The organism is Rossellomorea marisflavi, assembly GCF_022170785.1.
Lineage (GTDB): Bacteria > Bacillota > Bacilli > Bacillales > Bacillaceae_B > Rossellomorea > Rossellomorea marisflavi_B.
This window is the reverse complement of record NZ_CP081870.1, coordinates 2,738,441-2,752,466: the sequence shown is the minus strand read 5'-3', so window position 1 is coordinate 2,752,466 and position 14,026 is coordinate 2,738,441. Positions and strand designations below refer to the sequence as shown.

Genomic DNA, 14,026 nt, shown 5'->3' with positions numbered 1-14,026 from the left:
TTCATACAGAAGTGAATCGTCTTTCTTGAGGAGGGAAATATATGCTGGAAGAAATCATCAGATTGAGGGAGCAGGGAGTTTCATTCAGGAAAATAGCCAAGGAACTTGATATGACCGTCGGCAAAGTACAGTATCAATGGGTGAAATATCAAAAGACCGTCACGGTCGGACAGCCTGATGCAGGTTTTGACAAGAGCAGCGCCACTCCCAAAAGGGTAGGCAGAGTGAGGGCGAAGAAACAGCGCCCTGTATTGAAATCCCATCCTTCCGCGGAATTGATCATGACGTTCTCAAGCTTTACCCGGATTTATTGTTACTGGATGATACCTGAAAACTGGCTCAAGCATACAAGTGAACAATTATCAGTGTCAGGGGAGGATCATCCTTTCGTATTAAGGTTATATGATGTGACGTCCATTGCATTTGACGGTCATAACCAGCACTCTCACATGGATACATATGTACCGGCCAAAGAAAATGGGTGGTTTGTATCGGGCCTTAGGGAGAACAGGAGCTACTGTATGGATATCGGCTGGAAGCTTGAAGACGGAACATTCCTGGCATTCACACGATCCAATGTGATCCATACGCCAAGGACCGAAGAAACCCAGGAACATCATCGCCTGCAGGACCTGCACGATTTTGAAGCCGGCAGGATCCGCACGCCGAACTGGGTTGAGCATGTGAGCACCTATTCATACTACGTGAAGGAGGTCAAGTCATGAAGCAGATCACCTATCCAGCATTCAATGAGTCCATCCTATCGGGTTGGAACACCCCTCAAGGGAGGGAGGAATGCATCACCTCGATCCTGATGGTAACGGGAGCACTTCTGTCATCAAAAGATCGCAACCTCGTCGTCGTGAACCCCATTGTCTTCCCGATCTGTTCAAGTGATGACTTCAAGGCAGAAGCCGACAGCCTGATCCAGAAAAAGCTTCTTGAACAAGGAGAAAGCGGGAAATGGCAGCAGATCTTCACGATGTGGAGCATGTATGATGGAAATCTTATCAACGTATGGCGGGAACTTGTGATGGAGGACGGACTGACAGTGGTGCCCACTACGGTCAATCCCCTGCCCCTTACACATTACAGGACATCCATGGCTATCGATTTCCAGATTCGATTGAGTGTCAGCTTGATGAAGCGATACCTCGACCATCAAGCCACCTGGTTCTGGATGCCTCAGGCCGCATATATTCCCGGTATCGATACGTACCTGGTAAAAAACCATATCCACACCTCCTTCATCTCAGGCCGTTCATTCGATCATAGTGAAAAAGAAGGATCGGGGGATATGCTCCGGACCCCGCGTGGATTGCATCTCATTCCTGTAGATGAAGGGGATGGTGCCCTGGAAATGAGACAGTTTCCGTCCAATTATGAATCATCGGAATCTGTCCTTGCGAGGGTGGAGTTCGGTTACAATGGGTCGGAGCGGAATGACCAGATTCTATCCGACGAGGCCATCAGGCAGCTGCCGCTCCTGCATCGGATGGAAGCCACCATCGAAGCTCATCTGCGTGGGTATGGTGAAGATCTTCCTCTTATCCATCTTGTGAGAGAGTGGATGGCTGCCATCGACAGAGTGATGCAGGGGAGGGATGCCGAACCTGATCAGTATGAGATGTGCCGACGTTTCATTGAAACCCAAGTGGAAAAGCACTCATTCTTCAAACAACGAGAGATCCTCATCCCGTATCCACGCGTAGAAGATATCTCAGGTACACTGCTTGTGGAAGGAGGCAAGGAGGAGAAACAGGGTTCTGTCCTGATCCTTTCCTGGGAGTACCCGCCCAATGTGGTAGGTGGGCTTTCAAGACATGTGCATGATCTTGCCACCACTTTTGCCAAAAAGGGGAGGGGCGTCCACGTATTGACAGCCCGCACTCCGGGAATGCTTCCATATGAAAAAGTCGAAGGAGTGGAGATCCACCGGGTCCATCCTCTCCATCCTTATGAAGATGATTTCTTCAAGTGGGTCATCGATTTGAATCATGCTTTCATCCGCTATGCCGGGGAATTGATGACGCACGAACACATCACCCTCCTTCACGCTCACGATTGGATCGTCGGAACGGCTGCACGCCATCTCAAATCGACCAGGGCCCTTCCGCTGATTACAACAATCCATGCGACGGAACACGGGAGGAATCACGGAATCCATACCGATCTTCAGCGGAAAATCCATGAAGAAGAAGAGAGGCTGACCAGGGATTCCGATCATGTGATCGTCTGCAGCGATCACATGAAGGAAGAAGTGAAAACTCTCTTTCCGGCAGCGGAGGCGTGCACGGTCATACCGAATGGAGTCGATCTCGATCATGGGTCGGAACCGGAAACATCCAACGAGGATGGCTACTTCTTTGCGATTGGCAGGATGGTCAGCGAGAAGGGATTTGAAACGATCATCCATACAGCTGCCAGGATGAAGGAGGAAGAGCGGGATTTTTCCGTGGTGATTGCAGGCAAGGGCCCGCTTCTCGATGATTACAGGGTTCGCGTAGGGGAAGCCGGACTGTCGGGTATGATCAACTTCGTCGGATTCATATCGGATGAAGAACGAAACCGCTACTTGAGAGGGTGCCGGGCCGTTCTTTTCCCAAGTCTCTATGAGCCTTTTGGAATCGTAGCCCTTGAGGCCATGGCGCATAAGAAAATGGTTATCGCCTCGAACACAGGAGGATTGAAAACGATTGTGAAGCATGAACAGACGGGGCTTTTATTCCAGCCGGAGGATGCTGATGATCTGTATGGTCAGATCCTGCGGGTCATGGAAAACCGTCAACAGGCCGAGGAGTGGGGGAGAAACGGTCATAAGCTGGCAGAGAGCATGTTCAGCTGGGAACGAATTGCCGAATTGACCTGGCAGATTTATGAGGATGTGAGATTGGAAGCGAAAGTGGCAGGTGGTGCGCAATGAAGGCTGTCATTCTTGCAGGTGGGGAAGGGCGAAGACTGCGCCCATATACCCTTACGGTACCAAAACCGATGGTCCCGATCCTGAATAAGCCGCTACTGGAGTACACAATCGATCTCTTGAAGTCTCAAGGAATAAGGGATATCGTGATCACCACCTGCTACAAAGCGGATACGATCCGATCCCACTTCCAGGATGGGCGCGGACACGGTGTCAGCATAACGTACCTGGAGGAGCCGTTTCCCCTTGGGACAGCGGGCGGGCTCTTCCGGGCCAGGGTGAGGTTCAAGGAACCCATCCTGATCATGAGCGGCGATGCCTTTACCGATCTCAAGCTTCAGGATGTCATTTCGTATCACTTTCGTAGAAAGGCCCGTATGACCATGGTCACCAAGGAGGTAAACGATCCAGCTGGATACGGGGTGTGTCACACAGATAGCATGGGAAGACTGATTGAATTCAGGGAAAAGCCCGAAAACTGGCTCGGGGATGAAGTCAATACTGGCATCTATGTGATGGATCCGCTCCTACTGGATGAGTATCACCGGGAAGGACAGGTGGACTTCAGCAAGGATTTGATCCCGGAGCTCCTTGCTTCCAATGAGAGGGTGTTTGCTTACAGAACGAACGCATACTGGCGGGATATCGGAAGTCCCGATCAATATAAGCATGCGAGGGAAGATGTTATGGCAGGGACGATTGCCGCCCCTTTTCTCAGTGACCTGTCCATGAAAGGAGAGCCGTTCATGACCAAAATACGCGTTTCCTGTCCAAAAAAGAAAAAACCGATCGTGTTCGCAAAATTGATGGAAACGGTCCCTTCTTTTTGGAGCAGTGGGGAAGTGGTATTCAGGGATCAGGGCGGGGGCAGGACTAAAATCATTAATGACCCGGAACGAGGATTCATCATTTACTCAAAAGCCCAGCGAAAGCAACAATCAAAGAAACTGGCCGAATACTATGGAGAAAAAATAAAAAATATGGCTAAAGGTGTCGAAGCATATGAATGAGTACAATCGGACATTTCATATACAGGGAATCGCATGGGACTCCGGTAAGAACCGTACCCTTGACAGGGGGAAGGAAAGTGTCGTGAACGGCATCGGGGTGTCGGTTGAGGGGAATTGTGAGGAATGGGGAGAATCCCTTTCGTTCCGGCTGCATAATACAACGGATAAGCACAGGAAGCTTAAGATGTTTTTCTTGGTGGAATGGCTCTCCTGCAAAGAAGATACAATCGGGATCGTATCCTTTGGAAAGGACATTTTTTGGAATTATGGGGGGAGGAATCTCGCTGCGACGAATATCGTATCAACAGCGGATTCGGTGAAAAAGACCATCTATCCCTTGAACTTGAAGGGTCTGCAATTATGGAGGAAATCCCTGAAGGAAGGCAGTTTGTACTACTACCCCATCACCAACGGCCAGAATATGATGGTCTACATGCTGGACTTTTCCATGGACCCATTCGAACGGAAGAATGGGAGCGTTTATGGAATCGAAGGAGCCTTGAAGGAAGAGGTAATAAATTTGGATGAGAGAATGAAAAACAGACTAGCATTTCCTTCAGAAAAGTGATATTATAGAAAAGTCGTATGATGAGAAGAACATGTTAATGTTTGGAGGGAAATTATAATGCGTGTAAACATTACTTTAGCTTGCACAGAAACTGGTGAGCGTAACTATATTACAACGAAGAACAAGCGTAACAATCCAGACCGTCTTGAGCTAAAAAAATACTGCCCGAAATTGAAGCGTGTTACATTGCACCGTGAAACAAAATAATGTAAGGAAAGAGACCGGATCCCTAAAGGATACGGTCTCTTTTTTTTGTCCGAGCAAATGTGTACCTTGTATTAGATGGGTGTTCTAACCCGCAGGATTCTATATAATGAAAGTACAACATACAGGAAGGAGTGGGACCATGAAGCAAATCATGAGGGAGAGACAGCTTGAGAAGCTTGCGAATATCCCATTCGTCACGGGGAAACAAAAAGGGCACAGGGTTGAACAGAACCTGTTTACTTCCCGCGATTGGACCGGCAGCCGTGTGATTGCCGTCACCGTGTCGAAACCACCTGAGATCGATACATGGGGGATTGTGAAACGGGGATGGGAAGAAGGGAAGAGGATGGTGGTGCCAAGGTGCCTGCCTAAGACGAGGGGGATGGATTTCTATGCCCTGAGCGACTTCGGCGAACTTGAACAAGTCTACTATGGCCTTTACGAACCGCGTAATGGAGAAGCTGAACCTATCTCGTTAGATCAAATCGATATGATGATCGTCCCGGGACTTGCCTTCACCACGGGAGGGTATCGCCTCGGTTTTGGTGGGGGCTATTACGACCGGATCCTGACGGGATACAAAGGGACGACCATCTCACTGGCAGTAGACGAACAGCTGGTGGAGGAAATCCCCGTGGAGTCATTTGATCTCCCTGTCCAAAAGATCATCACAGAATCCGGGATCATCCACTGTGGGGATTGAATCCATCCTATCATTCATAGGGATCGTGGCTGGAGCAGCGGCAGGCTGGAAGTTGAAATTCCTGACCGCTTCGGGTGCAGGGATGGCCTTCTTGGTTGGTTCTTTGATTGTACTCGGTAGCGGCATTCAAGGCCTGATGCTCTTATTCCTTTTCTTCATCACTTCTTCTTTGTTTTCTGCCTTCAGGAAAGAAGAGAAGGCTGGTGTAGAAGAAAAACTGGCCAAGTCGTCAACTCGGGATTGGGAGCAGGTTGCGGCAAACGGTGGGGTCCCGGCACTATTTGCCATCCTGGCCCTCTGGACGGGTGATGCTGGGTGGATCTTGGGATTCGCTGCATCCATCGCCGCTGCCAATTCCGATACATGGGCTTCTGAAATCGGCCCCCTGTCGAAAGAGGCACCCCGTCACTTCCTCACCTTATCGAAGGTGGAGAGGGGAACCTCAGGCGGTGTTTCCATCGTCGGTACCGGTGCATCAGCCGGGGGCGCCTTGTTGATCGGTGGAGCTTCTATCTTCCTCTTTCCTGGCATCTCCATTGGGGAAGCTTCAATGATTGCAGCCGCAGGCTTTTTGGGTAGTATTTTTGACACGGTGATCGGAGGGACGATCCAATCCCGCTCGGTGTGCCCTGAATGCGGGCTGGAAACGGAAGCCCGGGCACATTGTGGCACCGCTACGGTACACACAAGGGGAATACCCTGGATGACCAATGAAATGGTGAATTTCCTCTCCTGTCTCCTTGCGGGCGTGCTACCTGTGTTATTTTTCTGGTGAAAATGAAAAGTTCTGGCATAAGTTCAACCGTATTCATCCAAACTATCATCAGGAGGGATCAAGATGAACGGATGGATGAAATGGTTGATAGCAGGACTTGTCTTATTCATGCTTGTTCCCAATCGTTACAGATTGCTTAACCTCATCCTCGGAAGCAGTTTCCTGAGGAAATGGGCGGTCAGGTGGACGATGGGGATACCGGCAATTCGCTCAAAGTTCATACAGAGTACATTCCGGTAATGCACGGCCCGTATCCAGTGGATACGGGCTTTTCTATTTCTTTATTTTCCCGTGTCCGGTATAGTATGGGTAATATCTATACTCAATGAAAGTAGTGAAGGCGAGTGGAGTTGACGAATCACTATCTATTTTGGAAAATCGTCCATCATCTGGTGGAAGGTAAACAGTACAGACTCATCCATCAATCCGACGAACACGAGGAAGTGTGGCTTGAAAATACGGCGGTGAAACAAGCCGGCATCGTCCGCGTCCGGTTGAAGGATCTGGATTTCTTCCGTTGGATGGAGCGGGATATGGAGCTTGTCCTCCAGAACGGAGAGAATTTGCGTAAATCACTCCGTAAGAGCAAGCTCAACATCAAAACGATTTATGTATCCACCTATCCTCCTGTGGATGATGGAATGGACACTGTTAGCAGGGGGACTGTGACGGTCACACCCTTGGTTGTCGAGTCCGCCCGCTTCAAGGAAACGCTGAGTAACGATTCTGTGCTCTGCGAAGGGGATTGGGAGCTGCCCGAGGAGATCGAGGACCGCGATGTAGAGTGGATGAGAGACCTTGCCCTCACCTCTGCACGGAGGCGGATTCAGGCTGAACAAAGTCTTTTCCAAAAGGGAAAACCCTTTTTTACATATCTTTTCATCGCTATGCAGGTGATCATGTTTGCGATTTTGGAACTGAATGGGGGAAGTCACAACACTGAAACCCTCATCCGTTTCGGTGCCAAGTACAGACCGCTCATGCTTGAAGGGGAGTGGTGGCGTCTGATCACCCCGGTCTTTTTGCATATCGGCATGATTCATCTGCTTTTGAACAGTGTCGCCCTGTTCTATCTGGGGGGAGCAGTCGAGCGGATTTACGGGAGGTTCAGGTTTATCCTGATTTACCTTGTTGCAGGGGTCATGGGGTCACTCGGTAGTTTCCTGTTCACCGATACGGTTTCTGCGGGTGCCAGCGGGGCAATCTTCGGATGTTTCGGAGCCTTGTTGTACTTCGGTACCATACATCCAAAGATCTTTTTCCGCACGATGGGCAACAATATCCTCGTTGTATTCGCCCTCAATCTCGTCATCGGATTCATTCTCCCTGGGATCGACAACGCCGGGCATCTTGGTGGAGTGGTGGGAGGTTTCATCATGGCAGGTATTGCAGGTGTGCCGAAGTCTGGTAAGAGGATAAGGCAGCTGTTGTTTCTTGTCATCATGATCATCATCCTTTCCCTGGCAATCAATAGGGAGTGGAGTGACGATCCACTAAAGATGAGTGTGGACCATGTGAATGCCCTTGCTGGAGATAAGCTCGCAATGGAGAAATGGGAAGAGGCGGAAGCGCTTTTGAAGACGGTGGCCGAAAAAGGTGATCCCGATGCCATTGTTTATTTTCAACTTTCCTATGCCGAAATCCAACTGAATAAGATGGATCAGGCAGAGGAACACCTCAAAAAGGCCATTCAGGAGGACGAATCTCTTCCGGAAGCCCATTATAATCTAGCCTACCTCTTACAAGGTGAAAACGGGAAAAGGGAAGAAGCCCTCAAGCATGCCAAGAGGGCTTACGAACTATCGGATTCCAATCAGAAATACAAAGATCTATACGATTACCTAAAAAGCGAAAATCAATAGGAAATCGATTGGCGAAGGAGCGCAGCCTCACCTTTTTTGTCGATGATCAATACAAGGACTTCCTTCCGGTCTTTTTTCAGGAGGATGAGGGGGATGGTGCTGTCCACTGGATTCTGGATGGCTCCATCCTCTTTTTTTATGCCGATCGCATAATTCTTATAGAGCCCTTCCCATAGATTTCCTGTTACTTTTGCCCACTGGGCAGGGGTGAATCCGGGATAGGGGCGGCTTGAATAAGCCGGTAGTTCTGTCAGGGGGAGTGCATTGTAATCCCCCCCGTTGATCTGCAGCTCTCTCAGTCCCTTGGCCCATGACGTTTCAATGGTCTTTGTGACCAATCCATCGAGGCTTTTCTTCCATTCGGCCTGCATATCCGTCGTCGGCGTTTTGAATGAGCCCAGGGGATTGAAGGCGGAATCGATGATATAAAGCCGGTCACTGGACATGGTTTGTGCACTCTTGAATGTGTCTTCCCCTTCATGGATTTCGGCGTAGTGATAGGCCACTGCCTGAAGGAGATTGCTCTCATCGCCCTCTACTTTCATTTTCTGATACAGGCTGGAGGTGTTCGGCTTCCATTTGTTCAATACGCCTTTCAACTTCCCATTACTGAACAGAAGCCCCACATCCTGTCTGAGATAAGACGGGGAGTCAAGTTCCGAGGCTACAGTCCAATCCACAACCTGATCTTTCTGCTGCGTGAGGTTCATGGAAGTCGAGGCTGCAAGGAAGGAGGCATTTTGGTCAATAGGGAAGAAGATGATGCTTTCCCTTGTCTCGGGCTTGTATAGCATTTGAATCAATAGAATGGCAGATGCCAAAATGATGAGGAACGGCAAAACGTCTTTTATCCGGTTTTTCATGATCATCCACTCCATAAGTTTGTCCCTTTCATTCAATCTATGAAGCTGAAGAGTGGATTATGAAAGGTATGACTAATGGGGAATGTGTCAAAGATGGTGAGGATACTGTGAAAAATGGGAAGTGAACGCTATGGCCATGCAGGAAAAGAAACCTGTTTCAATTGTGATTGAAGAAAATACGAGCTATTTAAGGGAAGTCCTTGCTGTCGATAAGAGTTTTGATGTCATTCAGCTCGATGTGGAATATGCCGAAAGGAAGATGGGTCTTTTCATGGTGGACGGCTTTGTAAAAGATGATATCATGCACTATCTGATGAAGATCCTTTCGGGCCTTGATCCGGAACAGCTTCAGGAAGATACCCTCCAAAAGCTTTTGAAAACGTATATCCCTTATATTGAAATCGAGCAGGTTGATGATTTGAATCAGGTGGTGGACCTTGTCCTGGCCGGACCGACGGCACTCGTGGTGGACGGTGTCGATAAAGTCATCATGATCGATGCCAGGACGTACCCTGTCAGGGGACCACAGGAGCCTGATATCGAGCGGGTGGTCCGTGGTTCACGTGACGGATATGTGGAAACGATCGTATTCAATACGGCATTGACAAGGAGGAGGGTAAGGGATCCTTCCCTGAGGATGGAGTATATGCAAGTGGGAAGAAGGAGCAAAACCGACATCGTGGTAAGTTATATCGAAGACATAGCGGATCCTGAGCTTGTCCATCGCATCAAGGATGCCCTGTCCAAGATCGATACTGACGGGCTTCCCATGGGTGAGAAGACCCTGGAGGAATTCATCTCCGGCCGTCACTGGAATCCCTATCCCATGGTGCGCTATACAGAGCGTCCCGATACGGCGGCCGCTCATTTATATGAAGGCCATATCATCATCATGGTGGATGGATCACCGAGTGTCATGATCACTCCAACGACGTTTTGGCATCATCTCCAGCATGCGGAGGAATATCGCAACAAACCGTCCGTTGGGGCGTATTTACGATTTGTCCGGTTCATTGCGGTCTGGTGTTCCATATTTTTATTGCCGCTGTATTATCTGTTCACGATCCATCCTGCTCTCCTGCCTGATTCTCTCTCGTATATAGGGGTGAATGAGTCTGGGGAAGTCCCTTTATTCCTACAGTTCCTCATGATCGAGGTGGGAATCGACATCCTCAGAATGGCAGCGATCCATACGCCTTCTTCCCTTGCGACGGCACTTGGTCTCGTTGCTGCACTGATGATCGGTCAAGTAGCCGTGGAAGTCGGCCTGTTGGTGAATGAAGTCATCCTGTATCTTGCCATTGCAGCCATCGGCACGTTCTCGACTCCGAGTTATGAGATGAGTCTTGCCAATCGCCTGGTGAGGATCTTCCTGCTGATCATGACCTCCCTGTGGGGTGTTTACGGCTTTGTTATCGGGGTCTTCTTATGGCTCATGATGCTGTCGAGGATGAAGTCTTTCGACATTCCCTACATGTGGCCGTTCATCCCCTTTAACTTCAGGGCCTTCAGGGATGTGTTCCTCCGTTCTCCCATGCCCCTTAAGAATCGGAGGCCGCGTTTCCTTCACCCTAAGGATCCGGATCGATGAGGTTGGGACAAAGCTAAAAAGGGACCATTTCATGACGAACACGATCAGTGTAGGTTCTTTAGAACGCTCAGGATTTCCGTACAAGACTACGCTTTACGCGGGTAGCCCGCAAGCCTATCCCGGGCGGGCCATCAGCTGTAACTCACAGAGTCTTCGTCCTGCACGCCAATCAACCGCTGGAAAACAGTTGGTCATGAACCAATTAAAACCCGAATGGATTTGTCTGAATGTAGGCATGTTCATTCGGGTTTTACTGTGGGTAAGACACTTTTGTCTCTGCCCCTTCTATTTTATTGAGAAGAGGCAGATTTTCATTTATACTTCTAAAAGTGAACGTTTGAATCGGGGTGTGGATATGAAAACAATCTATGACATTCAGCAATTACTGAAACGGTTCGGTACCATCATCTATGTGGGGAATCGTCTCTCGGACCTCGAGTTGATGGAGGGCGAACTAAGGGAACTCTATGTTTCCAAACTGATCGAACAGAAGGAATTCCATTCGGCCCTGCTGCTGCTGCGCAGTGAGATGGAACGGGAAAAACATAAACAGGACAGGTGATGTTATGACAGATAAATGGCTCGTGGGAGTGGACCTGGGGGGAACCACGACGAAGATCGCATTTCTAAGTACATACGGTGAAATCCTATATAAATGGGAAATACCGACGGATAAATCGGATAGCGGTAAACATATTATCGCCCATATTGCAAAAAGCATCGATGCCAAGCTGGAACAACTCGATGTTAAAAAGGAACAGCTCATTGGGATCGGCATGGGTGCACCGGGACCCGTCGAGATGAGACGGGGAATCATCTATGAAGCCATCAATCTCGGGTGGAGTGAAAATACGCCTCTCAAGGATCTTATTGAAATGGAAACCGGCCTGCCTTCTGTCATCGATAATGATGCCAACTGTGCGGCACTCGGTGAAATGTGGAAAGGTGCCGGAAACGGGGCCAAGGATCTTGTGTGTGTCACTCTCGGTACCGGTGTTGGTGGAGGTGTCATCACCAACGGGGAGATTGTTCATGGTATCAGGGGTGCCGGCGGTGAAATCGGCCATATCACCGTGGTTCCGAAAGGCGGTTATTCATGTAACTGTGGTAAGACCGGTTGTCTTGAAACCGTCGCATCTGCCACAGGAGTCGTCAGGGTCGCCCGTGAGAAACTCAAGTCATCCACAGAGGACTCTGTACTACGCGATCTTAAGGTCATTGGATCAAAGCAGGTATTCGATGCGGCAAGGACAGGAGACAGCCTTGCTCTTAAAATCGTAGATCAGCTTGCCTATTATTTAGGTTTGAGTTTGGCGAATCTCGGAAACGCCGTCAATCCGGAGAAGATTGTCATCGGTGGGGGCGTTTCAAAAGCCGGAAAAACCCTTCTGGAGCCCGTAATGAACTATTTCAAACGGTTTGCTTTTCCAAAGGTGCGAACGTCTACTACCATTGATATTGCAACACTTGAAAATGATGCAGGCGTGATCGGGGCCGCTTGGCTTGTCAAAAACGCCCTTTAGTAAGTATATGAACATCCGGCCTTCTAGGTCGGATGTTTTTTTGCATGAGCACGTTTCTAAATCACTCACGAGAATTTTTTTGAGAGAAAAGGAAAATACAAGATTATACATCAAAGCATCATATTTTATTCTTATGATACTAAAAGGATATTGACCTTCAACTTACATGAAGCTGTATCATATGAAATGAGAGGGGTGACAGAATGTCCTTAATGGGGATACAAGAGTTTTCACATAAGACAGGTATATCGAAGAGCGCTCTTCGTTTTTATGAAAAGAAAGAACTGCTCATGCCCACGAAGAAAAACGAAAAGGGATACAGATTTTACGATCAAGAACAAGTAAAAGAGGCTCATATGATTGCAAACTTGAGGCTTGCTGAGGTGCCACTTGAAAGTATCAAAGAGTGGAAGGGAATTGTGGAGCCGGCAAGAAGGAAGGACTATCTCGACAGTCTACTTCATTCTATCCAAAAAAGAGTAGAAATCCTTCAAAATAGTATTCGCTTTCTTAAAGGAGATTTTCAAGACATTTCATTAATTGAAAAGGAGCCAGATGAGATCCTGTGGTACGAAGCAACAGCACAGGTTGGGAAATTTGGACCGCTGTTTCAAGAAAGGTTGCGTGAGTTCGACCGTCTCGGTGTTCCTGTACATGCACTGTATTTGAAATATATATCTGGAGAAAACCCAGTCCATGCCCACATGGGATTCGGTATACAAGCATGTACAGGAGTCGACATTCCTCAAAATGCAAATGTAGAAACCATGCAAGGGGGACTATGTATTGCATTACCAGGAAGATCTGCTGACAACCATATCAAGCAGCATTATCATCAACTGTTAGATTACGCCTCGCAAAACCGGTGGTATCCGGCAGGGCCAATCGTAGAGTGGTATAGAGGACCATCTTTTTCTCACTTTGATTTGCTTTTGCCGGTCGTCAATTGGAGGGGAAATAATGGATGAAAAAGACTTATTAAAGGTAAATATTCTTAACATTGTTGGAACTGATTTTCAAAAAGGCAAGCAGATGGGTTGTGAGTTTAAGAAAACAGTTTCCTATAGTGAACTTGATACCATACAGAAATGGAGCAATTCTGTAGATTCAGTAATGGCGAGGGCAGCATTGAATGAAGTTGCCCCACACCTTTTAGAGGAACTGGCCGGCTTTGCGGAAGGAATGGAGTGGAATCTTGAATCGGTACTCAAAACGTTCAGTGGTTTTGACCTTGAACTGCCGCCAATGGGCTGTACAGCCTTAGTGGACCATTCCGGAAGGTACTACCGGAACTATGATTTTCATCACACGCTGTATGATGCCAGAATCATCGTCAATCATTCGGAACAGCATCTTACATCAATCGGATTCAGTCAGCACCGGCTGGGTAGATTGGATGGCATGAATGATAAGGGTTTAGTGGTGGGCCTTCACTTTGTAAACAGTGAGCGTGGTGGAAGAGGCTTCTTGGCACCTTCTATCGTACGAATCATATTGGATTTATGTTCGAACGTCGATGAAGCATGCGACTTTCTTTATCGTCTCCCCCACAAATATTGTTACAACTATTCCATGACGGATGCATCAGGGAAATCCATCATTGTTGAAGCAGGTCCTCAAGGATGCAACACGATAACAGAATCTCCACTGGCTTGTACAAATCACTTTCGTTCGGAAGGTATGCGGGGGTGGAATCGAGAGAACATAAAAGGCTCAATGAATCGGTGGCATTATGCAAATCAACTCTTGGAACCTTCCCTTCAGCCTGGTGACATGTTTCAGCATTTCAATCAACCAACCTCACCTTTGTTTTTCAAAGATTACGACCACTTCTTTGGCACTCTGCATTCAGTCGTGTATTCTCCTAAGGAGCAGACTGCTAAGATCAGTATCGGTGCGAATCATGAAACGAAAACCATTTCCCTTCAAAAAGTCATGAAAGAACATACCCTGCCTTTCACAGAAATAGAGGGTGTGATTGAACCTGGCGAATAGAACTTCCCT

General features: G+C 48.2%; 15 protein-coding genes. 14 read left to right on the top strand and 1 reads right to left on the bottom strand.

Annotated elements, in window-relative coordinates; all coding sequences use genetic code 11:
- Window positions 1–41: 41 nt before the first annotated feature.
- From K6T23_RS14455 to K6T23_RS14415, 9 genes are all read left to right on the top strand, one after another.
- Window positions 42–725, top strand: coding sequence for a DUF4912 domain-containing protein (locus K6T23_RS14455; protein WP_238281498.1), 684 nt, complete (start codon window positions 42–44; stop codon window positions 723–725).
- Window positions 722–2,923 carry a glycosyltransferase gene (locus K6T23_RS14450; RefSeq protein ID WP_238281496.1) on the top strand — a complete coding sequence of 734 codons (2,202 nt, stop codon included), beginning with the start codon at window positions 722–724 and terminating at the stop codon, window positions 2,921–2,923. Before K6T23_RS14455 ends, K6T23_RS14450 begins: the two co-directional genes overlap by 4 nt.
- A complete protein-coding gene (locus K6T23_RS14445; protein ID WP_056535342.1) occupies window positions 2,920–3,930 on the top strand; it encodes a nucleotidyltransferase family protein in 1,011 nt (336 codons plus the stop codon). Before K6T23_RS14450 ends, K6T23_RS14445 begins: the two co-directional genes overlap by 4 nt.
- A complete protein-coding gene (locus K6T23_RS14440) occupies window positions 3,923–4,498 on the top strand; it encodes a hypothetical protein (RefSeq protein WP_056535344.1) in 576 nt (191 codons plus the stop codon). The genes K6T23_RS14445 and K6T23_RS14440 overlap by 8 nt, the downstream gene beginning before the upstream one ends.
- A 57-nt stretch (window positions 4,499–4,555) precedes the next feature.
- Window positions 4,556–4,705 carry a 50S ribosomal protein L33 gene (gene rpmG, locus K6T23_RS14435; RefSeq protein WP_064091498.1) on the top strand — a complete coding sequence of 50 codons (150 nt, stop codon included), beginning with the start codon at window positions 4,556–4,558 and terminating at the stop codon, window positions 4,703–4,705.
- 139 nt (window positions 4,706–4,844) lie between these two features.
- Window positions 4,845–5,408 carry a 5-formyltetrahydrofolate cyclo-ligase gene (locus K6T23_RS14430; protein WP_056535345.1) on the top strand — a complete coding sequence of 188 codons (564 nt, stop codon included), beginning with the start codon at window positions 4,845–4,847 and terminating at the stop codon, window positions 5,406–5,408.
- Window positions 5,398–6,183, top strand: a complete 786-nt coding sequence (locus tag K6T23_RS14425) for a DUF92 domain-containing protein (RefSeq protein ID WP_238281494.1) — start codon at window positions 5,398–5,400, stop codon at window positions 6,181–6,183. The genes K6T23_RS14430 and K6T23_RS14425 overlap by 11 nt, the downstream gene beginning before the upstream one ends.
- A 63-nt stretch (window positions 6,184–6,246) precedes the next feature.
- Complete coding sequence (locus tag K6T23_RS14420) at window positions 6,247–6,423, top strand: hypothetical protein (protein ID WP_162838943.1); 177 nt, start codon at window positions 6,247–6,249, stop codon at window positions 6,421–6,423.
- 104 nt (window positions 6,424–6,527) lie between these two features.
- A complete protein-coding gene (locus tag K6T23_RS14415) occupies window positions 6,528–8,045 on the top strand; it encodes a rhomboid family intramembrane serine protease (protein ID WP_238281492.1) in 1,518 nt (505 codons plus the stop codon).
- Here K6T23_RS14415 and K6T23_RS14410 read toward each other — a convergent pair.
- The gene (locus K6T23_RS14410) at window positions 8,039–8,908 is read right to left on the bottom strand and encodes a hypothetical protein (RefSeq protein ID WP_238281490.1); all 870 of its coding nucleotides are present in this window, start codon (window positions 8,906–8,908) and stop codon (window positions 8,039–8,041) included. The genes K6T23_RS14415 and K6T23_RS14410 overlap by 7 nt on opposite strands.
- 130 nt (window positions 8,909–9,038) lie before the next feature.
- Between K6T23_RS14410 and K6T23_RS14405 the strand changes: the two genes are divergently transcribed.
- The 5 genes from K6T23_RS14405 to K6T23_RS14385 all read left to right on the top strand — a co-directional run bounded on the left by K6T23_RS14405 (window position 9,039) and on the right by K6T23_RS14385 (window position 14,017).
- Window positions 9,039–10,499, top strand: coding sequence for a spore germination protein (locus K6T23_RS14405; protein WP_056535361.1), 1,461 nt, complete (start codon window positions 9,039–9,041; stop codon window positions 10,497–10,499).
- A gap of 355 nt (window positions 10,500–10,854) precedes the next feature.
- A complete protein-coding gene (locus tag K6T23_RS14400; protein ID WP_079516769.1) occupies window positions 10,855–11,061 on the top strand; it encodes a YqgQ family protein in 207 nt (68 codons plus the stop codon).
- Between the two features lie 4 nt (window positions 11,062–11,065).
- Complete coding sequence (locus K6T23_RS14395; protein ID WP_238281488.1) at window positions 11,066–12,022, top strand: ROK family glucokinase; 957 nt, start codon at window positions 11,066–11,068, stop codon at window positions 12,020–12,022.
- A gap of 212 nt (window positions 12,023–12,234) precedes the next feature.
- Window positions 12,235–12,990 carry a MerR family transcriptional regulator gene (locus K6T23_RS14390; RefSeq protein WP_238281486.1) on the top strand — a complete coding sequence of 252 codons (756 nt, stop codon included), beginning with the start codon at window positions 12,235–12,237 and terminating at the stop codon, window positions 12,988–12,990.
- Window positions 12,983–14,017: a C45 family autoproteolytic acyltransferase/hydrolase gene (locus K6T23_RS14385; RefSeq protein ID WP_238281484.1), complete on the top strand. Its 1,035-nt coding sequence runs from the start codon at window positions 12,983–12,985 to the stop codon at window positions 14,015–14,017. Before K6T23_RS14390 ends, K6T23_RS14385 begins: the two co-directional genes overlap by 8 nt.
- Window positions 14,018–14,026 lie beyond the last annotated feature (9 nt).